The following is a 22,493-nucleotide window of genomic DNA, read 5'->3' on the forward strand; positions in this document are numbered from 1 at the left end:
ACGGAAGATGAATGGTGGTTACTGCGCCGGGCGTTGTTGCTGCACCCACGCCTGCACGGAGGGCCGCTGCCACTGGCGTCGGGCGTATGCCACCAACTCGGCAGGCACGCTGTCACCGTTGAGGATCAGGCGATTGAGCATCACCGCCAGGTCCACATCAGCGATGCACCACTCACCGAACAAGTACGGCGGATTACCCGCCAACAGCGTCTGGGCCGCACTGATCAACTTCGTTGCCGCCGCTTGAGCCACAGGCGACAGTGCGGGCATCTTCTGCCCATAGAACACCACCATCGTCGAGCGCTCCTGACGGATCGGCAGCAAATCGCTGCGCAGCCATGCCTGGACCTGCCGCGCCCTCGCCCGCTGTTTTGGATCGGCCGGATACACCGGCACTTCAGGGTAGGCCTGCTCCAGGTACTCGGTGATCGCCGACGACTCCGACAAGGCAAAGTCGCCCTCCAGCAAGGTCGGTACGCGTTGGGTCAGGGACAGTCGGGCAAAGTCGGCCGCGTGCTGCTGCGCGGCATCCAGGTCCAGGGTAACCGTGTCGAAAGCCAGGCCTTTTTCGCGCAGGGTCACGAACACCGACATGGCGTAGGGGCTGGTGTACAGATGATCCACATACAGGCGCATAACGATTCTCCTTGAGGGGGAACACCACGCTACGAGATGCGCCACAAGAAAGACAATGCGCTGTATTTATGGGGGCATTCCTGGGTGGAATACCGGGTTAACCGGCAAATCCGCCCTCGTCCAGAAAGGCACGTTCCTCATCCGTGGTCTCACGCGCCAACACCTCGTTTCGATGGGGAAAACGCCCGAATTGCTCGATGATGCGCGCGTGCTCCTTGGCCCAATGGTAGGTGTTGGCATCCAGTTGCCGGTTCAGGTCCAGGGAGCGCTGTTGATCGGCCGGGTCTTCCGAATGCTCGAACGGCAGGTAGCAGAACGCACGCAATGCCGGTTCGACCTGCCGGTCCAGCCCGGCGTCCACCATGCGCCGCGCATACAGCCGCGCCAACGGGTCGGTGGCGAACATATGGGCGGTGCCACGGTAGGCATTGCGCGGGTACTGGTCGAGCAGGATCAGCAACGCCAGGGCACCGTGCGCCGAGTCCAGCCAGCTTTCCAGCTCACGCCGGGCGGCTTGCAGATGCGCGCTGTGGAAAGTGTCGCGGAAGCTGGCGTCGAAAGCAGCGTCCTTGGCAAACCAGCGCTTGGGGCCGGCGTGTTGCCAGAAGTCGATGACATCCTGCGGCGTCGTCATGGTGAGTACCTGGAAAAATGATTTAGCTGACGGTATCAGAATCCAATGTTATAGGATAACGCTCCCTTGCCACCTTGCCCTGTGATCACGCCCATGACCGACGCTGTTCCCCTGCGCCAACGCTTGCTTTCCATCGACGCCCTGCGCGGCCTGGTGATCCTGTTCATGCTCCTCGACCATGTGCGCGAAACCTTCCTGCTGCACCGCCAGGTCAGCGACCCGATGGCCATCGACAGCACCGAGCCCGCACTGTTTGCCAGCCGCACCCTCGCCCATCTGTGCGCGCCCGTGTTTGTGTTGCTCACCGGGCTGTCGGCCTGGCTCTACGGCCAGAAGTACCAGGGCCGTCGCGATGTGTCGGTGTTCCTGTTCAAGCGTGGGCTGTTCCTGGTGGTGCTGGAGTTCACCCTGGTCAACTTTGCCTGGACCTTCCAGTTGCCGCCCAGCGTGATCTACCTGCAGGTGATCTGGGCTATCGGCGTGAGCATGCTCGCCCTGGCGGCGCTGGTGTGGTTGCCGCGCCCGCTGGTGGTCGTGTTGGCGCTGCTGATCATTGGCGGGCATAACCTGCTGGATGGGCTGCACTTCGAGGCCGGTTCGGCACTGCATATTCCGTGGACAATCCTGCATGAGCGCAGTTGGATCGAAGTGGGCGAGTCGCTGCGCCTGCGCGTCACTTATCCGGTGCTACCGTGGATCGGCGTGATCGCCCTGGGCTACAGCCTCGGCCCCTGGTTTGCCAAAGACATGCAGCCGGCGCAGCGCCAGCGTTATCTGTGGCTGGGCGGTGCAAGTGCATTGATAGGGTTCGTGGTAGTGCGAGCGGTCAATGGGTATGGCGAAAAACCATGGCAAGCCTATGACAACGGCGTGCAAACCCTGATGAGCTTTTTCAACATCACCAAGTACCCGCCTTCGCTGCTGTTTCTGGCGCTGACGCTGGGGATTGGGCTACTGCTGTTGCTGGCGTTCGAGAAGGCGGGAAGCAAGCGCTGGATCAGCATGCTCGCCACCTTCGGTGCAGCGCCTATGTTCTTCTATCTGCTGCACCTGTACGTGCTGAAAATCCTCTACGTCACGTGTGTGGCACTGTTTGGCCTGACTCACGGCAACTACTTCGGCTTCGACGGCATGGGCGCCATTTGGCTGGTGGCGTTGCTGCTGCCGCTGGCGCTGTACGCGCCGGTACATTGGTTCGCCGGGCTCAAGGCCCGGCGCCGCGACCTGGTCTGGCTCAAGTACCTGTAGAAACTCGATCTATGCGTGAGTCGAGGTGACAAGATCCATTCATGTTGCGACCAGATGCGCATAAAACGCGTGAAACATGAAATACGCACACACCGCCAGTGCCAGCCCCATGCACCGGTTGAACACGGTGAACGCCGACGTCCCGTTGATCCGCCGCCCCAGCACCGCCCCCAGCAGCGCATAGACCCACGGCGCGCCGAACGCCCCGAAGGCCAGCACCGCCGAGACCACGGCAATGGACGCCCCGGTGATATGCGCCGCCGGCAGCATCACACTGGTGATCGGCAACACGGCCATGATGCCCTTGGGGTTGAGCAACTGGATCACCAGGCCATTCCAGAACGTAAGGGTTCTGACGGGTGCCGATGAGGCGCTTTCATCCACCACCGTGCGTGCGGTGAACACTTGATAGGCCAGGTACAGCGTGTACACACCGCCGACCAACGAGATATACGGCAACGCGGCCTGGGAGATGATCGCCTCGCCGGTGTAGCCGAACAGCACGAACAACACCAGCATCGCGCAGCCCACGCCAATGAAGAATCCAGTGGAGCGGCGGAACTGACCGGTGAGCCCGGCGTTGAGGCCCATGAAATTCACGGGACCGGGGCTGTACATGACGCTGAAGGCGTAGAGGAAGATGTCCATGGAAACCCTGCAGTAGAAGAAGTCGAGCGAGTCTACTGAGGAGGGTCGGGGCGTATCTTGTACGTTTGTGGTCGGCCCGTACCTATCCATTACCCACACTTGAATCACAAAAACACTCACATGAGCACGCTGAACTGCTGCCTGGCACGACCGATGGCGAACCCCTGCGTTTTATCGACTGGTGGCCAGGGGCTTGACGTGGTGAGCGGGCTTGCCCCTCACCACAGGTTGGTGCTTTCCTCAAACCGCTTACATCAACGGAATCGAATAACTCACGAACACCCGATTCTGATCCTGGTCCCGCGCCACTTCACTGCGCGACACACCGTTGCGCCAGCCGAACCCGACGTTCTTGAACGTGCCGCTCTGCACCACGTAATCCAGTGAGATATCGCGCTCCCACTCGCTGGCATCGTTGCCGCTGGCAGTGAGAATGTGCTCGCCCTTCAAGTACATCACCGACGCCTTCAGGCCCGGCACGCCAAGCGAGGCGAAGTCATAGGCGTATTGGGCAAAGGCCGTGCGTTCGCCGGCCTGGATGAAGGTCTGCACGGTACGGTCGGTGTAGAGGTACAGGCTGGAACCGCCCTCCCCTTTGTTGACCAGGCCGCCCTGGTTGAGTTGGGCGAAGTTGCTGTCATCCGAGACTTGCTGGTAACCGGCGGTAACCGCGTGCGGGCCCAGGGAGTAGATGAACGCTGCGCTCCAGGTGTTGTTGTCGATTTCACCCGTGCCATTTTTGGTATAGCCGCCGAGCTTGTAGCCTTCGGCACGGCCGGCGACGCTGCTGTTCTTGCCGTCGGAGCTGGTCTTGAAGTAGCGCAGGTCGGTTTTCAATGAGCCGTAGTCGCCCAGCGGCAATACATGGATCAAACCGGCGAAGTGCTGTTGGTAATAGTCTTCAAGGTTGGCGTAGTAGTACTGGACCAGCAGGTCCTTGGTCACCTGGTAATCGGCACCGGCGTAGTTGAATTTATTGCTTTCCTGGGTGCCACCGGCCGCCGCCAGGCCGCTGCGGTCGCTGGAACCACGACCGGTGGTGTGCTGCAGTTGGCCGCCGATCAGGGTCAGGTTGTCGATGTCCTTGCTGGTGATCTGCCCGCCTTCGAACGACTGCGGCAACAGGCGCCCGTCGTTGCTCACCAGGATCGGCAGGTTCGGGCGCAGGTAGCCGTAGCGCAGTTCGCTCTTGGCGAAACGCGCCTTGGCCGTCGCGCCGCCACGGGCCCAGGTGTCGGCGGCCTTGCCGTCGTCGGTGGGGATCATCGAACTGCCCACATGACGACCGGCGCCACTGTCGAGGGTGACGCCGAGCATGCCCACGGCATCCAGGCCGAAGCCGACAGTGCCGTCGGTAAAGCCCGACTGGTAGTTGAGGATAAATGCCTGGCCCCACTCTTCGGTCTTCGACGGTGCGGCGGCGCCGTCACGGTTGTCGTTGTTGAAGTAGAAGTTGCGCAGGCTCAAGTTGGCTTTGCTGTCACTCAGAAAATCAGCCGAGGCCAGGGGGCTCAGGGCAATGCCCAGGCCGCCGGTCAATACGCTTAACACATGCAAAGTGGCTTTCATCACAACCTCAGTCAATTAATCCATGGGCGTCATAGAACGGATACGGCCCCGGGTACTCCCCGAACACGCCGTTGTGGCTGATCAAACCCTGCTGCACCTCCCAGCGATGCAACAGATAGCCCGCCGGCTCCAGGTTGAAATGCGCGGGCGCCGCTTCTTGCAAATCCAGCACGATCTGGTGGGAGGTGCCGGGGCACACACAACTCAGGCTGCCACCGAAACGCCGCTGCATCGGCCGGTGCAGATGGCCGCACAGCAAGCGCTCCACTTGCGGATGGCGGGCAACGACTTGCTCCAGGGCGCTGGCATTGATGAAGGGTTCGCGGTCCATGTGGCCGATGCCACTGATGAACGGCGGGTGATGCAGGATCAGCAGCGTCGGTGCATCCGGGCGCAACGCCAGTTGCTCGTCCAGCCAGTGCAATTGGCTATCGAGCAACTGGCCGCCGTGGCCGCCAGGAATGGTCGAGTCGAGGCCGATCAGACGCAGCGGATGATCGTCGACCACCCAGTCCAGCGGGCCCTCGGCAGACAATGGTAAATACGCGTGATCACGGAACGCCTCCAGCAACGGCCCACGGCTGTCGTGATTGCCCGGCACCAGGTAGCACGGCATGTGCAGGCGCGCGAGTTCGGGGTGCAGCACGGCGTATTCATCGGCGCGGCCGAAGTCCACCAGGTCACCGCTGATGACCACAATGTCGGGCCGTGGGTGGCTGGCGTTCAAGTGGTCGACGGCGCGGCGCAGGGCGCCTAACGTATCGACAACCCCGTAAGTGAGACGCTGGCCGGCTTTAAGGTGCAGGTCGCTGATCTGCGCGACGAGAAACGGACGATTCACGATAGAGTCTCAAGCATTCAGGGTGAACAACATGTGCGGCGCGATCGCCAGGGCAATCGGTGCGCCGACGGCGTACAGCTGGTTGTCGCTGCTGTCGACCAGCAGCGGTTGCGGGCCGCCCACATCCACCAGCAGGCGGCTTTGCGCGCCTTGGAAGAACTGCGCCAGCAGGTGGCCGTGCAAGTGCCCTTCGCTCTCCATCACCCTCAGGTGTTCGGGGCGGCAATAGACGGTGCTGGGCAGGTTGACGTCATGCCACGGCAACTCGCCGCCACAGACTTTCAAACCATGGGCCGATGGCTCGAGCACGGCAAAGGCATTGAGGTTGCCGACAAAGCCCGCGACGAAGGCATTGGCCGGTTTCTGGTAGATATCGCGCGGACTGGCCAATTGCGCGACACGTCCGTGCTCCATCACCAGGATGCGGTCGCCCAGGGCCATGGCTTCTCCCTGGTCGTGGGTGACGAACACCGAGGTGATGCCCAGGCCGCGCAGCAACTCATTCAGCTCGCTGCGCAGGCGTTCGCGCAGTTGCGCATCCAGGGCGGCCAGCGGTTCGTCCAGCAGCAACACTTTCGGGCGCGGCGCCAACGCACGCGCCAAGGCCACGCGCTGGCGCTGGCCGCCGGAGAGCTCATGGATGCTGCGTTTGCCGTGGTGCTGCAAGCCCACCAGTTCCAGCAACTCGTCGCAGCGCTGGTTACGCTCCACCACCGACATACCGCGAATCTTCAAGCCATAAACGATGTTCCCGGCCACATCCAGGTTGGGAAACAGCGCGTAATTCTGGAACACCATGCCCACATCGCGGCGTTCGATGGGCAGGCGCGTCACGTCCTGGTCGCCGAACCACACCTGGCCCACATCCGGGCGTTCGAGGCCGGCGATCAGGCGCAAGGTGGTGGTCTTGCCACAGCCGGACGGACCGAGAATGGCCAGGGTTTCGCCGCCTTCGACGGTCAGGTTCAAGTCATGCACGGCCACAGTGCCGTCGGCGAACGACTTGCGACAGCCTTGCAGGCGGATAGTGATAGCGGTCATCGACGCTCTCCACGGGACAAACGGGCACTGATGGCCTGCAGCGCAATCAACAGCGGCACGATCATCAGCAAAAAGATAAGGGTGTAGGCGCTGGCGATTTCCAGGCGCGCCGAGGCGTAGCTGTCGGCCAGGCCCACGGGCAAGGTCTTGGTCATCGGCGTGTGGAGCATCCAGGTCAGGTTGAATTCACCCAGGGACAAGGTGACGACCATCAGCACACCGGCCAGGATCCCGGCCCGGCAGTTGGGCACCACCACGCTGAAAAAGCGCTTGATCGGACCGGCCCCCAGGCTGGCCGCCGCTTCCTCCAGCACCGGCAGTTGCTGGCGCTGCATCACCGCCATCACCGGGCGTACCAGGAACGGCAGGGTGAACAGCACATGGCCGACCAGGATGAACAGCCAACTGCTGCGAAAACTGCCGAATTGGCCGTAGGTCAACAGCAAAGCCAACGCACTGGCCAACCCCGGCATGGCCACCGGCAGCACCATCAATTCTTCAAAGGCGCGGCTGAAGCGGTTGTTCATGCGCACCAAGGCGTAGGCCGCCGGCACGCCAATCACGCAGACGCACACCGCGCAGGCCAGCGCCAGTTGCAGCGACAACCACACGGTGGGCGAATATGCCTGCCACACCTGCACCAGCCAATCGAAGGTCAAGCCACTGGACAGACCGACGAAGAAATTGCGGGTCAGCCCGGCCAGCAGCGACATCAGCACCGGCACCAGCATGAAGGCGCACACCATCAGGGTGAACAGCAATTGCAACACAAACAGCGATGAGCGCTTCACAGCACAGTCCCCGAATTTTTCACCAACCGTCGCGTGAGCAGCAGCACGGCCCAGGTCACCGCGCCAAGCACCACCGACAGTGCGGCCGCCACGGCGAAGTTGGCGTAGTTGGTGAACACGTTGTAGATGGCCACCGGGGTGACGTTCAGACGCGTGCCCAAGGTAAAGGCGGTGCCGAAGGCGCCCATGGAGGTGGCGAAACAGATCGCCCCGCAGGAGGCCAGCGCCGGCGCCAGGCCTGGCACGATCACATCGCACACCACTCGCCAATGCCCGGCGCCCAGGGAATGGGCGGCTTCTTCCAGGCTGCGGTCGAGGCTCTCGCATGCCGCCATTACCGTGAGGATCACCCGTGGGATCGAGAAATACAGGTAGCCCACGAACAGCCCCGCCAGCGAGTAGGCGAAGATCCAGCGCTCACCGGCCAATTGCAGGCCCAGTGAGGCGAGCAGGCCTTGACGGCCAGCCAGCAGAATCACCAGGAAACCCACCACCACACCGGGAAACGCCAGGGGAAACGTGAGCAATGCCACCAGCGCCGAACGCCCGAAAAACTGCTGCCGGGCGAGGAACACCCCGCTGATGCCGCCGATCAGCAGCGCCACCAGTGTCACCACCACCGCCAGCAGCAGGGTTTGCCCAAGGCTGCCCAGGTACTGCGCACTGCTGAGCACCTGCCAGTAGCCGCTGCCATGGCTGTCGCGGCTCTCGGCGCCGAGCACCATCAGGTGCGCCAGCGGCAGCAGCCAGAACGCGAGCAGCACCGCAAAGGCCGGGGCCAGCGCCCAGGCTGCGTGTCTTGCCGATGCGGCCACTTACTTGACCTCGTTCAGGTAACGGGCGGCGAAGGCTTCCTGCACAGCGGCCATTTTTTCGTAGTCCACCACACCGGCACGGGCGTAGTCGCTGTCGGGCAGGAACTGTGCGGCCACCTCCGCCGGCATCTTCATCGGCCGTACCGGGCGCAGGTAGGCTTTGGCCCAGAGCGCCTGGCCTTCGTCCGATAGCACGAAGTCGAGGACCTTTTCTGCGTTGGCGCGGTGCGGCGCGTTGGCCACCAGGCTCATCACGTAGGGCACGCTGATGCTGCCTTCCTGGGGAATCACGAAGGCGACGTTGGCCTTGTCTTTGTAGCGCGCGCGGTAGGCGTTGAAGTCGTAGTCCACCAGGATCGGCAACTCGCCGGACAGCACCCGCGCATAGGCGGTCTGCTTGGGCACGATGGGCGCGTTTTTCGCCAGTTTCTGGAAGTAGTCGATGGCCGGCGCGAAGTTGTCCAGGTCGCCGCCCATGGCGCGGTTGATGGCCACCGCCGACACGTAGCCGACAAAGGCACTGGACGGGTCGAGGTAACCGACCATGCCTTTGTATTCAGGCTTGAGCAGGTCGGCCCAGCTTTGCGGCACCGGCAGACCACCGAGCGCATCGACGTTGACCATGATGCCCAAGGTGCCGGAGTGAATCGCGAACCAATGGCCGGCCGGGTCTTTCAGCCCGGCGGGAATCTGGTCCCAGGCCTTGGGTTTGTAGGTGCCGACCACCTCGGCTTTTTGCGCCTGCAGGCCGAAGGTCACGCCGTAGTAAACGACGTCGGCCACCGGTGCGGCTTTCTCTGCCACCAACTGCGCCAGGGATTGGCCGGAGTTCTTGTTGTCCAGGGGCACTTGCACGCCGGTGCTGGCGGCGATGGCCTTGAGCTGGGTAGCCCAGTCGGCCCAGTCCGGCGGGCAGTTGTAGCAGATCGCGGTTTCGGCGGCCTGGGCCAGGCTGGCCACACCGCACAGCAGCACGGCTGCCAGGGTTTTACGGAATGCGCGCATCAGGGGTTTCCTCGTGGGGTTGAGTGCTTTCGCCCGGCCGGATATGGCAAGGCAGGCAATGGGACGTCGGGGCATGGCCGGCGATCTGCGCCAGCAGTTGGTCAATCACGGTGCTGGCCAGCAGCGCAATCGGCTGCACCACGCTGCACAGGGTCGGGTGCATCTGGGTGCCGAGGCTGATGCCATCGAAGCCCATCACCGACAGTTGCCCGGGCACGTTCCAGGCGTTGCGGCGCAGTTCGGCGATCAGGCTGATGGCCAGGAAGTCGTTGGAGCACACCAGTGCGGTGGGTGCATCCTCGCCTTGGAGGAATGGCGCGATGGCGGCGAATTCCGCCTGGGTGTGTGCCGGCATTTCGATGACCGGACGCGCTGGCAAGCCGCATTCGCGCATCGCCTCGCAATACCCGGCGTACCGCAGGCGCGCACGGTCCGACTGCAAGGCGGGACCGGCGACCATGCTGATGCGGCGGTGCCCCGCTTGCAGCAAATAACGCGTGGCCAAGGCCATGCCCGCGCGGTTGTCCACCGACACAGCGCTGTAGCTGGGGTTGCTGGGTTGGTGGTAGGCCAGCACAAACGGGGTTTTCTCTGTATTCAGGCTGCTGAGCACGACGTTGCTTTCAGCATCCGTGACCGTCAGCACCAGGCCGTCCACGCGCTGGCGCAACAACTCTTCCACCACAATGCTTTCGCGCTCGCTGTTGTAGTCGGTAGTCGCCAACAGCAGGCTGTAGCCGCGTGCACGTGCCGCGCGCTCCATGGCCTGGAACTGTTCGGCGAACACCGGGTTGAGCAGGTTGGGCACCACCACGCCGATCAACCGGGTGGTTTGCAGGCGCAATTGGCGGCCCAGCAGATTGGGCCGGAACCCCAACTCACGGGCGGCGGCGAACACCTGCTCACGGGTGGTCGGGCGCACCTGGTCGGGGGAGGCAAAAGTGCGGGCGGCGGTGGCGCGGGATACGCCGGCCAGCCGCGCGACGTCTTTCAAGTCAGTCATTGTCACTCGCTTGAGATCGATCTCATTGGCGAGGACAGTAGCGGCGGAATGTGGCAATTCGGCGGTAGGGTGATGACAGTTTGATGTCGGTGGACCCGATATACAGGGGCCAAACTGTGGGAGGGGCTTGCCCCCGATGGCAGTGGTCAGTACTGGATTGGGTGGCTGACACACTGCTATCGGGGGCAAGCCCCCTCCCACATTGGACCGGTACCCATCCATAGGGTCACAAACCGGACGCAGCAAAATCCGCCCACTAACCTTTCGATTCGATCCAAGTGCGGGCACAATGCGTGTCCTTTTTTGGCAGGCACCGCCGCAGGCTCTCAAAAATGATCAAAACGCCGTACTACCTCATCGATAAACAGAAGCTTCTGGTCAACATGCAGAAGATTGCTTACGTGCGCGAACAGTCCGGCGCCAAGGCTCTGCTGGCGCTCAAGTGCTTTGCCACCTGGTCGGTGTTCGACCTGATGCAGCAATACATGGACGGCACCACCTCGTCGTCGTTGTATGAGCTCAAGCTCGGCCGCCAGAAGTTCGAAGGCGAGGCGCACGCCTACAGCGTGGCCTGGGCCGACGACGAAATCGAAGAGATGCTGGATAACTGCGACAAAATCATCTTCAACTCCATCAGCCAGCTGCAGCGCTTTGCCGAGCGCAGCGAAGGCAAGACCCGCGGCCTGCGCGTCAACCCGCAGGTGAGCAGCTCCGACTACCTGCTGGCCGACCCGGCGCGTCCGTTCAGCCGCCTGGGCGAATGGGACCCGGTGAAGATCGAAGGTGTGATCGAGCAGATCTCTGGCTTCATGTTCCACAACAACTGCGAGAACGGCGACTTCAGCCTGTTCGACAAGATGCTCGGCGTCATCGAAGAACGCTTCGGCGCGCTGCTGCACAAGGTCGAGTGGGTCAGCCTCGGCGGCGGCATCCACTTCACCGGTGAAGACTATGCCGTGGACGCGTTCTGCGCCCGCTTGAAGGCGTTCTCCGAGAAGTACGGCGTGCAGGTGTACCTGGAACCCGGCGAAGCGGCGATCACCAACAGCGCTTCCCTGGAAGTCACCGTGCTCGACACCCTCTACAACGGCAAGCACCTCGCCGTGGTCGACAGCTCCATCGAAGCCCACCTGCTGGACCTGCTGATCTACCGCCTCAACGCCAAGCTCGCGCCGAGCGACGGCGAACACACCGTCATGGTGTGCGGCAAATCCTGCCTGGCCGGGGACATCTTCGGCGAGTATCAATTTGATCGTCCGCTGGCCATCGGCGATCGGCTGTCGTTCATCGACACCGCAGGCTACACCATGGTCAAGAAAAACTGGTTCAACGGCCTGAAAATGCCGTCCATCGTAGTGAAACAACTCGACGGTACAGTCGAGGTGGTTCGTGAATTTGGTTACGACGACTACCTGTCCAGCCTTTCGTAAGCTGGCGGATAAAGGAGAGATAAAGCAATTGAAAAAGAACGTTCTTATCATTGGTGCAGGAGGTGTCGCCAAGGTGGTGGCCCACAAGTGCGCGCAGCACAACGACGAACTCGGTCGTATTGCTATCGCGTCGCGCAACATCTCCAAATGCCAGGCCATCATCGACAGCGTCAAGGCCAAGGGTAGCCTCAAGGTACCCGCCGATATCCAAGCCTTCGCGCTGAACGCCCTGGACGTGGAAGCGACCAAGGCCCTGATCCGCGAGACCGACTCGCAGATCGTCATCAACGTCGGTTCCGCGTTCCTCAACATGTCGGTTTTGCGGGCCTGCATCGACACCGGCGTTGCGTACCTCGACACCGCCATCCACGAAGAGCCGGGCAAGGTCTGCGAGACCCCGCCGTGGTACGGCAACTACGAGTGGAACCACCTGGAAGAGTGCAAACAGAAGAACATCACCGCCATCCTTGGCGTGGGCTTCGACCCGGGTGTCGTCAACGCGTATGCCGCGCTGGCGCAGCAACAGCATTTCGACCGCATTGATTCGATCGACATCCTCGACGTCAATGCCGGCTCCCATGGCAAATACTTCGCCACCAATTTCGACCCGGAAATCAACTTCCGCGAGTTCACCGGACAGGTGTGGAGCTGGCAGAACAGCCAGTGGACCAGCAACACCATGTTCGAAGTCAAACGCACCGATGACCTGCCGGTCGTCGGTTCGCAGAACCTCTACCTGACCGGCCACGATGAAGTGCACTCGCTGTCGAAAAACCTCGACGTGCCCAACGTGCGTTTCTGGATGAGCTTCGGCGAACACTACATCAACGTGTTCACCGTGCTGAAAAACCTCGGCCTGCTTTCCGAAAAACCGGTCACCACCGCTGAAGGCCTGGAAGTCGTGCCGCTGAAAGTGGTCAAGGCCGTGTTGCCCGACCCGTCCTCGCTGGCCCCCGGCTACACCGGCAAGACCTGCATCGGCGACCTGGTCAAGGGCACCAAGAACGGCCAGCCCCACGAGATGTTTATCTACAACGTGGCGTGCCATGAAGAAGCCTTTGCCGAGACCGACAGCCAGGGCATCTCCTACACCGCCGGCGTACCACCGGTGGCCGCAGCGCTGCTGGTGGCTCGTGGCGAATGGGATGTGAAGCACATGGCCAACGTCGAGGAACTGCCGGCCGAGCCGTTCCTGAAGGCGCTGGATGTGATGGGGTTGCCGACTCGGATCAAAGACGAGAACGGTGATCGGGCTTGGGATGCGATTGCCTGAATAGGCAGCTGCAAGTGGGAGGGGGCTTGCCCCCGATAGCGGTGGATCAGTCACAGCTGTATTGACTGACCCAACGCAATCGGGGGCAAGCCCCCTCCCACATTGGGTTTCAGGGTGTCTGTTATTCCAGGTTACGGGCCGAGTTGCTCAGTGCCCTTGAGCATTGCAGAAGCGCCGGCGCCAACTGTTTCTCTGCATCCGCCCGAGTCCAGCGGCTGGTCGGCGCCACCACATGCACCGCCGCCACCGGTCGACCATTGGCACCCAGTACCGGCGCGCCGATGGTCATGTCGCCCAGGAACAGTTCCTGGCCGTTGACCGCATAGCCCTGCTCGCGCACCTGCTGCAACGACGCCATGATTTTGTCGACTTCCGTCAGCGTCTGGCTGGTATGCGCAATGCGCTGACTGTTCTCGATCAACACCAGCGCTTCCTCCTGCGGCAACGCGCTCAAATACGCCCGCCCCGACGCCGTGCAGTACATCGGTACCCGCGAGCCGATCGGCATGTGCACCGGCACAAAGCCCGCGCTGACGAACCGTGCGATGTAGGTCATGTCGTAGCCCGCAGGCTCGGTGAGGCACGAGGTCTCGCCGGTCAGCCGGGTCAACTCCGACAGGAACGGATTCGCCACCTCGATCAACGAATGCGCATCCAGGTAACTGAAGCCCAGCTCCAGCACCCGGGGTGTGAGTTGGTAATGCCGGGTGCGGGAGTGTTTCCGAAGGTAACCCAGGCTTTCGAGGGTAAACACCATGCGCTGGGCCGAGCTCTTGGTCATGCCGGCGGCCTCGGCCACCTCTGCAAGGCTCATGCTGCGGCGCTGTGCGCTGAATGCCTTGAGAACCGACAGGCCTTTTTCCAGGGATTGGTTGTGCAGACTGTTGCGTTCTTCGGACATGGCGGACTCGCGGTCAGGTCGATCAGGCGTGGTGATATTTCTACCTCAAATCACAGAAATAGACCAATTAATATCGCATAGCGATACGAACAGTTCATTTTGTCGATTTTCTATAGCGATATTCGATTCCAATCAATCGAAATGGCACAGAGCTTGCGATTTCATCGGCAGCCGCTTGCGGTACTGACTATCCGTTTTCCTTCTGGAGTAACCCGATGAACAGTCTTTCGCCCTTGTTTCGCCGCCTCGCCTTCGGTCTTTGCGCCACGCTGTGCGTCACCGCGGTGCACGCAGAAAGTGCGTCCTCGTACAAAGTCGGTGCAACGGCCAGTGGTTCGCCGTTTACCTTCCTCGACATCAAGAGCAACAGCATCCAGGGCGTGATGGTCGACGTGGCCGAGGCCGTGGGCAAGGCTGGCGGCTTTACCAGCCAGATCGAGCAGACCAACTTCGCTGCGCTGATCCCCTCTCTCACCTCCGGCAAGTTGGATTTTATTTCCGCCGGCATGCTCAAGACCGAAGAGCGCACCAAGGTCGTCGACTTCAGCGCCCCGGTGTATGCCTACGGTGAAGGCCTGATCATCAACGCCGACGACAACACCGCCTACCCTGACCTGATGCCGCTGAAGGATCAGGTGGTCGGCGTACAGGCCGGCACCGTCTTCTATGACCAGTTGAACAAGCTCGGCATCTTCAAGGAAATCCGCACCTACGACTCCATCGGCGAGATGGTCCGCGACCTGTCCCTGGGCCGCATCAAGGCCGCCGTGGGTGACCAGCCGGTGGTCGCCTACCAGATCCGCCAGAAGTTGTTCAAAGGCGTGAAACTCGCCCCTGACTACAAGCCCACCAACGTCGGCCAGGTGTGCCTGGTGGTGCGCAAGGGGGACGCGCAAACCCTGGAGCGCCTGAACACCGCCATTGCCAGCATCAAGGCAGACGGCACCCTCGACAGCATTCTCAAGAAGTGGGGCCTGGATACCCAGGTGCGCCCATGAAACCGGCGGAGTTCCTGCAGAACGCCCAGGACTTTTTGCCGATTCTGCTGCAAGGCGCGTGGGTGACGATCCAGATCACCGTGCTGTCGTTCCTGCTCAGCAGTGCCATCGGCCTGGTGCTGGCGTTGCTCAAGCTGTCGCCGATCCGTGCACTGTCGTGGGCGGCGAGCACCATCATCAATGTGATCCGTGGGCTGCCGATCATCGTGCAGTTGTTCTACATCTACTTCGTGCTGCCGGACATGGGCGTGCACCTCACCGCGTTCTACGCGGGCGTGATCGGCATGGGCATCGCCTACTCGGCGTACCAGGCCGAGAACTTCCGCACCGGCATCATTGCCGTCGAACAGGGCCAGCGTGAAGCCGCCGAAGCGCTGGGCATGCGCTCGGCGCTGATGATGCGCCGGGTGATCCTGCCGCAGGCGTTTCGCATCGCCCTGCCGCCGTACGGCAACACGTTGGTAATGATGCTCAAGGACTCGTCGCTGGTGTCCACCATCACCGTCGCGGAGATGACCCGCCAGGGCCAACTGATTGCCTCGTCGACCTTTCAGAACATGACCGTCTACACCCTGGTCGCCCTGCTCTACCTGCTGATGAGCCTGCCGCTGGTGTACGGCCTGCGCCGCATGGAACAACACCTGGGCCGGAGGAAAAAAGCATGATCGAGATTCGCCAACTGCAAAAACATTACGGCAGCCACCGCGTGCTGCACGGCGTAAACCTCGACGTGGCCAAGGGCGAAGTGGTGTGCCTGATCGGGCCGTCGGGCTCAGGCAAATCCACCTTGCTGCGCTGCATCAACGCGCTGGAAGCCTATGACGGCGGGCACATCAACGTGTTCGGCGAAACCGTGCAGCGCGGCAGCAAGACCGTACACGCCCTGCGCAGCCGCATGGGCATGGTGTTCCAGCGCTTCAACCTGTTCCCCCACCGCACCGTGCTGGAGAACGTGATGGAAGGCCCGGTGTACGTCAAAGGCGAGCCGCCCAGGCAGGCTCGCGAAGAAGCACTGGTGCTGCTGGAAAAAGTCGGCCTGAGCGCCAAGGCCGAGGCCTACCCGGAGCAGCTCTCCGGCGGCCAGCAACAACGCGTGGCCATCGCCCGTGCCCTGGCGATGAAACCCGAAGCCATGCTGTTCGATGAACCCACCTCGGCCCTCGACCCTGAACTGGTCGGTGATGTGCTGGCGGTGATGCGCACCCTCGCCGATGAGGGCATGACCATGATCGTGGTCACTCACGAAATGGGCTTTGCCCGCGAAGTGGCCGACCGCGTGTGCTTCCTGCATGGCGGCTACATCGTAGAAAGCGGGCCGGCCGAACAGGTGCTGGGCAACCCGCAGCATGCGCGGACCCAGGACTTCCTGCGGCGCGTGCTGCACCCCACCGGCAACACGCGGAGCCTGTCATGAAGTCATTGTGGTCAGCGACTGCGCCCTCAGTGGTGCCGACGCCTGCGTTGAGCGAGTCGGTGAAGGTGGACGTGGCGATTGTCGGCGCCGGGTATACCGGCTTGTCGACGGCGCTGCATTTGGCCGAGCGCGGCGTCAGCGTGTGCGTACTGGAGGCCAACGAGCCGGGCTGGGGCGCATCCGGACGCAACGGTGGGCAAGTCAACCCGACGCTCAAATACGACCCGCAGCAACTGGTGCAGATGTACGGAGCGGAGCGCGCCGAACCGTTGATCTCGACTGTATCGAACTCGGCCGACCTGGTGTTCAAGCTGATCGAAAAACACGGCATCGATTGCGCGCCGGTACGCAAAGGCTGGATGCAGGTGTCGTACAGCGAAAAAGGCGTCGCCGGGTTGCACGCACGGGCAGATCAATGGGCCAGGCGCGGTGTACCGGTGCAGCGCCTGAATGCCGCAGCGGTGGCTTCGCGCATGGGCAGTGAGGCGTTTGCGGGTGGCTGGCTGGACGGTCGCGCCGGGGCGATTCAGCCTTTGGCCTATGCCCGTGGGCTGGTGGGCGCGGCGTTGGTGGCGGGTGTGCGGATCCATGGGCAGAGCGCGGTGACCGGGTTGCAGCGCCAGGGTTGCGGCTGGCAATTGCAGACGGCTGGCGGTGCGCAGGTCACGGCCGATCAAGTGGTGTTGGCCACCAACGGCTACAGCGGCAACCTGTGGCCGGGCATGGCGCAGAGCATCCTGGCGGCGAACAGTTTTATCGTCGCCACCAAACCCTTGAGCGGGCGAGCGGCGGACAGCATCTTGCCGGGGCAGGAAACCGTCTCCACCGCACAACGGCTGCTGCTGTACTTTCGCAAAGACAGCCATGGCCGCTTGCTGATGGGCGGACGCGGGCTGTTCAACGACCCCACGTCACCCACGGATTTCGCCCACCTGGAACGCTCGCTGGCACTGCTGTTTCCGCAATTGGGGCCACTGGAATTCGAATATCGCTGGGCGGGCCGTATTGCGATCACGCGGGACTTCATGCCCCATGTGCACCAGCCCGCGCCAGGGTTGACGTTGGCACTGGGCTGCAATGGCCGTGGCATCGCGCTGTGTACCAGCCTGGGGCAGCAATTGGCGGGCAAGTTGTGTGACAGCCAGGCGGAGTTCGCCTACCCGGTGACGCCGTTGCAGCGCTTGCCGATGCATGGGTTGCAGCGGTTTTACATTGGCGCGGGGGTGGCGTGGTACAGCTTGCTGGATCGGCTCAATGTGAGCTGAACAGAGCCCTCACTCACACCACTCCCCATGTGAGAGTGGGCTTGCCCGCGACAGCGGTGTGTCAGCCGCTGGATGTGCTGGCTGATGTACCGCCATCGCAGGCAAGCCAGCTCCCACACTGGATCTCCTTTTCCGGGAGAACCTATTGCACGCGTAAAGCGATTAATACTCTCAATCGCCAACGGCGATCGCTCCCATGAACGGGGCGCACCCTCAAAACACCGACCACCCAATCCGCTCACTCAACAATTCCAACGCCTTCATCCCCGCCAGCGAGTTCCCCGCCGTATTCAACTCCGGCGACCACACGCACACCGTAAATTGCCCCGGCACCACCGCGACAATCCCGCCGCCCACCCCGCTCTTGCCCGGCAACCCCACGCGATAGGCAAAATTACCCGCTTCGTCGTACAGCCCGCTGGTGGCCATGATCGAGTTGACCTGCTTGGTCTGGCGCGCCGTTAAAATCTGTTCGCCGCTGTGGGCACTCGTGCCTTCATTGGCCAGGAAGCTGAATGCCTTGGCCAAGTCCAGGCAGCTCATCTGCAAGGCGCAGTAGTTGAAGTAGCTGTGCAGCACCGCGTCCACGTCGTTGTGGAAGTTGCCAAAGGATTTCATCAGGTAGGCCATGGCCGCGTTGCGGGCACCGTGCTGGGCCTCGGATTCGGCGACGACGCTGTTGACCAGGATCTGCGGGTTGCCCGACAGGCGCCGGACGAAATCGCGCATTGACAAGATCGGCACGGCGAAGCGCGATTGGTTGATGTCGCAGATCACCAGCGCACCGGCGTTGATGAACGGATTACGCGGGCGGCCACGTTCGAATTCCAGCTGCACCATGGAGTTGAACGGCTGCCCGGAAGGCTCGTGCCCCAGGCGCTCCCAGATGGTTTCGCCACCGTGGTCGATGGCCTGCACCAGGCTGAACACCTTGGAAATGCTCTGCACCGAGAACAGCGTGTCGGCGTCACCGGCGCAGTAGGCCGAGCCGTCGTTGCCGTACACGGCGATGCCCAATTGGTTGGCAGGCACATCGGCCAATGCCGGGATGTAATCGGCGACTTTGCCGAGGCCGATCAGGGGGCGCACTTCGTCGAGGATCGACTCCAGCAGCGCCTGCATGTCTTGTCCAGTCATCTGTCTTTGAATCGGTGGTAAGCGGGGCGCGGAGGATACCTGAAACACGCAGGTCAAGCTTCATCAGGGGCGCTTCGCCCCCCAACGCGGGGCAAGCCCGCTCGCCACAGAGGGAGTGGGGACTCCCTCGCCACAGCTCGATGTTGCGTGCGTTCAAAAGTGCGCCACATCCGACACCCGCTCATCCAGCACATCCCGCGCCAGTGCCCAGGCCCGGTCACGGGATTCCACCACCAGCAACGGATAACCCCAGGCCTTGCCGAACATCGCGGCAAACGGCTTGAGCGCCAGGCGCTGCGCGGCACTGGGCTCGACCTGGATCATGCCTTTGACGTAGGTATGCAGCGCCTGTTTGTTTTTCTTCATCCAGATCGACGCTTGCTTGCGCTCCTCATGGGAGTGTTGGTGATTGTTCTCGTCCACGGATTTTTCGTGCAGCAGCAGGAACGGTTGCTGCCGGGCCAGCAGGCTTTCGAACACGGCGAAGGCATCCTCCGGCCCACCTTCATTGGGCGCATCAAAGACGATTTTCACCACCGGGAATGTTGAACTGTCGAGTCGCATGGCCGAGCTCCTTGTTGAGAATTGATCTCACTATAAGGTTCAAGCCGCTGGACGGCATTGCACAGAATAGCCAGACTGTTTCGCAATTCAGCCAACCTGCGATCCCTTGTCATGAAACACCATCGCCTGGAAATGCACGATCCGTCACTGTCCAGAGACGCCGACGTATTCCCCCGCGCCGTAGTGGCCGTAGGGGCCACCGCCACGTCGGATACCTGGGAACATACCCAGCATGCCCATCGCAAAGGCCAACTGATGTACACCTTGCGCGGGGTCATCCATTGCGAGATTGAGGCCGGTATCTGGATCGTGCCGCCGCAATGCGCGCTGTGGATTCCCGGCGGAACGCCTCACGCGGCACGGGGGGCTGGCGCTGCGGAAGTCTATTGCCTGCTGATCGACCCCGATGCCGCCTGCGCCCTGCCCCGGCAATGCTGCACGCTGGCGGTGTCGGCCCTGTTGCATGAGCTGATCAGCAAGGCGTTGAGTTTCCCGCAACTGTATGACGAGCACGGCGCCCAGGGCCGTTTGATCAGTACCTTGCTGGATGAATTGGCCGTCGCGCCTGTTGAAGCCCTGCACCTGCCCATGCCACAAGATCCGCGCCTGCGTCGCCTGGCCGACAGCCTGCTGGCTGAACCGGCGGACAAGTCCACCCTCGGTCAATGGGCGGTGCGCATCGGCATGAGCGAACGCAGCATGACGCGCCTGCTGCTGGAGGAACTGGGCCTGAGTTTTGGCCGTTGGCGCCGGCAGTTGCATGTAATCCTGTCGCTGCAACGCCTGGCCAGGGGTGAGAGCGTGCAACGCGTGGCCCTGGACCTGGGCTATGAGAACGCCAGCGGTTTTATCACCATGTTCCGCAAGACGGTAGGCCAGCCGCCGGCGCGTTACCTGGCGGACCGCGCCGGGGCATTGAGCTCGCTGGCCCCGGCGACGATTGCGCTGAACTGAAGGGGCTGGCTACCCGGATCTGCAGGCCTGCTCGCCACACAGTCAACTGTCCAGATCAGCCAAGCCCAAATGCTCACGCAACGTCGCCCCTTCATACGCGGTGCGGAACAGCCCCTTGCGCTGCAAATGCGGAATCACGCTCTCGACAAACTCCGTGAACGAGCCCGGCAAATACCCCGGAGAGATCACAAACCCGTCGCAACCGCCCTGCTCGAACAGCTCGGCCAGTTGATCGGCAATCTGCGCGCCGGTACCCACCAATTGCGGCACGCGCACGCTGCTGGCCAAGATGCGCCCGAGTTGTTCCAGGGTGGTTTGCGGGCCTTGCATCAACAGCTTTTCCGCCGCAGCCGGGTGGATCAGCGGCGACTGGGCGATCTCGGCCAGTGTCGCCGAAAGCGGGAATGGCGACAGGTCCACATTCAACTGCGAGGCCAGTGTCACCAGCCCCAGTTCCGGACGGGCCAGCGCATTGTGCCGATCGCGCTTGGCGCGGGCCTCGGCCTCGCTGCCACCCATGAACGGCATCACCGCCGTCAGCACTTTGCAGCTGTCGGCGTCACGCCCCTGCTGCACCACCTGGGCACGCACGTCATCGCGGAACGCACGCATGGCCGCCAAGTGCGGATGGATAGTGAAGATCGCCTCGGCCCAACGCGCACCGAAGCGCCGACCACGCCCGGAAGAGCCGGCCTGGATCAGTACCGGTCGGCCCTGGGGCGTGCGCGGGATATTCAGCGGGCCTTCCACCCTGAACCACTCGCCCTGGTGCTGCACCGAACGGATCAATCCAGGGTCTGCCAGCACGCCGCTTTCGCGGTTCAGTTTCAGCGCGTCCTTGCCCCAGCTGTTCCACAGTTTCAGCGCAACTTCGACAAACTCATCGGCGCGGTCGTAGCGCAGGTCGTGCTCCAGGTGCTTGTCCTTGCCGAACAGGCGACCCTCGCTGTCGTTCATCGAGGTGACGATGTTCCACGCCGCGCGGCCCCTGGACAGGTGGTCGAGGGTGGCGAATTCACGGGCGATGTGCGCCGGTTCGTAATAGGTGGTGGACCGCGTTGCGCCCAGGCCCAGCCTGCTGGTCTTGCCGACCAGGTAAGACAGGATCGGCAACGGGTCCAGACGCGTGGCGTCCTGGGCGCCGTAGCGCAAGGCCAACTCGCGCGAGCCGCCCATCTGGTCGCCCACGGCCAGGCGGTCGGCGAAGAACAGGAAGTCGAACAGCCCCTCTTCCACCACCTTGGCGACCCGCGCGTAGTACTCGGGGTCGAGGTAATTGCCGACGGTTTCCGGGTGGCGCCACACCGCGTGGCTGTGCACCACCGGCCCACTCAACAGGAACGCGGATAAATGGATCTGGCGGCTCATGGCTTGGGCGTCCACACGGTGATGGCGCTGACCTGCAACGGCTTGGGAATCAGCTTGGCGGCGTAATAGGTGTCGGCGATGCGCTGTTGCTCGGCGAGGTTGTCCAGCTTGACCGGGATGATGTCGTAGCTGCGACGGCTATTGGCGCGCTCGACCGTGGCCGGGGCGATATTGCCCCACAGCGGGCCAAGGATGGCGGCGGCTTCCTTGGGATGGGCCTTCACCCATTGGCCGGTCTCGCGCAGGGTGTCGAAGGTCACCTGCAACACGTCCGGGTGGGCCTTGGCGAACGTCGTCGTCGCCAGATAGAAACGGTTGTAGTCGGCCAGGCCGTCCTTGCCGTCGGCGATTACCCGCACATGGTGATCCAACTGTTGGGTGGCGAAGAACGGGTCCCAGATCACCCACGCGTCGACACTGCCATTAGCGAAGGCCGCGCCGCCATCCGGGGCTTCCAGGTAACGCGGGGTGATATCGGCCAGGGTCAGCCCAGCCTTTTTCAACGCCGAGATCAGCAGGTAGTTGCTGCCCGAGCCCTTGGACACGGCAACGGTCTTGCCCTTGAGGTCGGCGATGCTGTGGATCGGCGACGAGTCCTGAACGATGATCGCCTGGGCGCCCGGCGATGCGTTTTCCTGGGCGTAATAGGTCAGCGGTGCATCGGCGGCCTGGGTAAACAGCGCGAATGCGTCAGCCACATCGGCGTGCAGGTCGACGCTGCCGGCATTCAGCGAGCTAAGCAGGCCGGTGCTGAATTCATGCCAGTTCACCGTGAAGCCCAGGGGCTTGAGGCGCTGTTCCAACTGGCCATTTTGCTTGAGCAGGATCCACAGGGTGGATGAGCGCTGGTAGCTGATATCCAGGGTTTGCTCGGCCTGGGCCGCCGTGGCGGCGAACAGCAGGCTGGCGGCGACGATTAGTTTTTTGAACGTCATGGGAGGCCTTGGCGAGGAAGAAA

Annotated in this window: 23 protein-coding genes; 8 read left to right on the forward strand and 15 right to left on the reverse strand. The window is 62.5% G+C overall.

Annotated features, from left to right (window positions below):
• Positions 1-18 precede the first annotated feature (18 nt).
• Together yfcF and BMX59_RS16690 are read right to left on the reverse strand one after the other, a co-directional pair.
• The gene (gene yfcF / locus BMX59_RS16685) at positions 19-636 is read right to left on the reverse strand and encodes a glutathione transferase (protein WP_093123599.1); all 618 of its coding nucleotides are present in this window, start codon (positions 634-636) and stop codon (positions 19-21) included.
• 97 nt (positions 637-733) lie between these two features.
• Positions 734-1,270, reverse strand: a complete 537-nt coding sequence (locus BMX59_RS16690; RefSeq protein ID WP_092245287.1) for a DUF924 family protein — start codon at positions 1,268-1,270, stop codon at positions 734-736.
• A gap of 93 nt (positions 1,271-1,363) precedes the next feature.
• On the opposite strand from BMX59_RS16690, the gene BMX59_RS16695 reads away from it, so the two are divergent.
• A complete protein-coding gene (locus BMX59_RS16695; protein ID WP_093123604.1) occupies positions 1,364-2,518 on the forward strand; it encodes an acetyltransferase domain-containing protein in 1,155 nt (384 codons plus the stop codon).
• Between the two features lie 39 nt (positions 2,519-2,557).
• Here the strand turns inward: BMX59_RS16695 and BMX59_RS16700 are convergent, their stop codons facing one another.
• The 8 genes from BMX59_RS16700 to BMX59_RS16735 form a co-directional block, all read right to left on the reverse strand.
• Positions 2,558-3,166, reverse strand: a complete 609-nt coding sequence (locus BMX59_RS16700; RefSeq protein ID WP_092245281.1) for a LysE family translocator — start codon at positions 3,164-3,166, stop codon at positions 2,558-2,560.
• A gap of 249 nt (positions 3,167-3,415) precedes the next feature.
• Positions 3,416-4,735 (reverse strand): OprD family porin, encoded by a 1,320-nt coding sequence (locus BMX59_RS16705; RefSeq protein WP_093123609.1) that lies wholly within the window; start codon positions 4,733-4,735, stop codon positions 3,416-3,418.
• Positions 4,736-4,742: 7 nt separating this feature from the next.
• Positions 4,743-5,576, reverse strand: a complete 834-nt coding sequence (locus tag BMX59_RS16710) for a phosphodiesterase (protein WP_092245275.1) — start codon at positions 5,574-5,576, stop codon at positions 4,743-4,745.
• A gap of 9 nt (positions 5,577-5,585) precedes the next feature.
• Entirely contained in the window at positions 5,586-6,617 is a 1,032-nt protein-coding gene (locus BMX59_RS16715) for an ABC transporter ATP-binding protein (protein ID WP_093123614.1), read from the reverse strand.
• On the reverse strand, positions 6,614-7,408 hold the full coding sequence (locus BMX59_RS16720) for an ABC transporter permease (RefSeq protein ID WP_093123618.1): 795 nt from the start codon (positions 7,406-7,408) through the stop codon (positions 6,614-6,616). The genes BMX59_RS16715 and BMX59_RS16720 overlap by 4 nt, the downstream gene beginning before the upstream one ends.
• Positions 7,405-8,223 (reverse strand): ABC transporter permease, encoded by an 819-nt coding sequence (locus BMX59_RS16725; RefSeq protein WP_071491752.1) that lies wholly within the window; start codon positions 8,221-8,223, stop codon positions 7,405-7,407. Before BMX59_RS16725 ends, BMX59_RS16720 begins: the two co-directional genes overlap by 4 nt.
• Positions 8,224-9,228, reverse strand: coding sequence for an ABC transporter substrate-binding protein (locus tag BMX59_RS16730; protein ID WP_071491753.1), 1,005 nt, complete (start codon positions 9,226-9,228; stop codon positions 8,224-8,226).
• A complete protein-coding gene (locus BMX59_RS16735) occupies positions 9,212-10,231 on the reverse strand; it encodes a LacI family DNA-binding transcriptional regulator (RefSeq protein ID WP_093123622.1) in 1,020 nt (339 codons plus the stop codon). The genes BMX59_RS16730 and BMX59_RS16735 overlap by 17 nt, the downstream gene beginning before the upstream one ends.
• Positions 10,232-10,563: 332 nt before the next feature.
• Here BMX59_RS16735 and BMX59_RS16740 point away from each other — a divergent pair, with 332 nt between their 5' ends.
• Both BMX59_RS16740 and BMX59_RS16745 read left to right on the forward strand, forming a co-directional pair.
• Positions 10,564-11,661 (forward strand): carboxynorspermidine decarboxylase, encoded by a 1,098-nt coding sequence (locus tag BMX59_RS16740; protein ID WP_093123626.1) that lies wholly within the window; start codon positions 10,564-10,566, stop codon positions 11,659-11,661.
• 28 nt (positions 11,662-11,689) lie between these two features.
• A complete protein-coding gene (locus tag BMX59_RS16745) occupies positions 11,690-12,934 on the forward strand; it encodes a saccharopine dehydrogenase family protein (protein WP_093123631.1) in 1,245 nt (414 codons plus the stop codon).
• 121 nt (positions 12,935-13,055) lie between these two features.
• Here BMX59_RS16745 and BMX59_RS16750 read toward each other — a convergent pair whose 3' ends face one another.
• Positions 13,056-13,835: an IclR family transcriptional regulator gene (locus BMX59_RS16750; RefSeq protein ID WP_071491757.1), complete on the reverse strand. Its 780-nt coding sequence runs from the start codon at positions 13,833-13,835 to the stop codon at positions 13,056-13,058.
• 215 nt (positions 13,836-14,050) lie between these two features.
• Here BMX59_RS16750 and BMX59_RS16755 point away from each other — a divergent pair, with 215 nt between their 5' ends.
• From BMX59_RS16755 to BMX59_RS16770, 4 genes are read left to right on the forward strand one after another with little or no spacing between them, the layout of a single operon-like run.
• Entirely contained in the window at positions 14,051-14,833 is a 783-nt protein-coding gene (locus BMX59_RS16755) for an ABC transporter substrate-binding protein (protein ID WP_093123635.1), read from the forward strand.
• Entirely contained in the window at positions 14,830-15,498 is a 669-nt protein-coding gene (locus BMX59_RS16760) for an amino acid ABC transporter permease (protein WP_092245245.1), read from the forward strand. Before BMX59_RS16755 ends, BMX59_RS16760 begins: the two co-directional genes overlap by 4 nt.
• Positions 15,495-16,247 carry an amino acid ABC transporter ATP-binding protein gene (locus BMX59_RS16765; RefSeq protein ID WP_093123641.1) on the forward strand — a complete coding sequence of 251 codons (753 nt, stop codon included), beginning with the start codon at positions 15,495-15,497 and terminating at the stop codon, positions 16,245-16,247. The genes BMX59_RS16760 and BMX59_RS16765 overlap by 4 nt, the downstream gene beginning before the upstream one ends.
• On the forward strand, positions 16,244-17,512 hold the full coding sequence (locus BMX59_RS16770) for an NAD(P)/FAD-dependent oxidoreductase (protein ID WP_093123645.1): 1,269 nt from the start codon (positions 16,244-16,246) through the stop codon (positions 17,510-17,512). The genes BMX59_RS16765 and BMX59_RS16770 overlap by 4 nt, the downstream gene beginning before the upstream one ends.
• A gap of 213 nt (positions 17,513-17,725) precedes the next feature.
• Here BMX59_RS16770 and glsB read toward each other — a convergent pair whose 3' ends face one another.
• A complete protein-coding gene (glsB, locus tag BMX59_RS16775; RefSeq protein WP_071491761.1) occupies positions 17,726-18,634 on the reverse strand; it encodes a glutaminase B in 909 nt (302 codons plus the stop codon).
• Positions 18,635-18,802: 168 nt separating this feature from the next.
• A complete protein-coding gene (locus BMX59_RS16780; protein ID WP_093123649.1) occupies positions 18,803-19,213 on the reverse strand; it encodes a hypothetical protein in 411 nt (136 codons plus the stop codon).
• A gap of 111 nt (positions 19,214-19,324) precedes the next feature.
• Here BMX59_RS16780 and BMX59_RS16785 point away from each other — a divergent pair, with 111 nt between their 5' ends.
• Positions 19,325-20,167, forward strand: coding sequence for an AraC family transcriptional regulator (locus tag BMX59_RS16785; protein WP_092245240.1), 843 nt, complete (start codon positions 19,325-19,327; stop codon positions 20,165-20,167).
• 42 nt (positions 20,168-20,209) lie between these two features.
• Here the strand turns inward: BMX59_RS16785 and BMX59_RS16790 are convergent, their stop codons facing one another.
• Complete coding sequence (locus BMX59_RS16790; RefSeq protein ID WP_093123656.1) at positions 20,210-21,535, reverse strand: LLM class flavin-dependent oxidoreductase; 1,326 nt, start codon at positions 21,533-21,535, stop codon at positions 20,210-20,212.
• Positions 21,532-22,470, reverse strand: a complete 939-nt coding sequence (locus BMX59_RS16795; RefSeq protein WP_093123661.1) for an aliphatic sulfonate ABC transporter substrate-binding protein — start codon at positions 22,468-22,470, stop codon at positions 21,532-21,534. Before BMX59_RS16795 ends, BMX59_RS16790 begins: the two co-directional genes overlap by 4 nt.
• Positions 22,471-22,493: the final 23 nt, after the last annotated feature.

It is taken from the genome of Pseudomonas sp. NFR09 (assembly GCF_900111535.1).
Lineage (GTDB): Bacteria > Pseudomonadota > Gammaproteobacteria > Pseudomonadales > Pseudomonadaceae > Aquipseudomonas > Aquipseudomonas extremorientalis.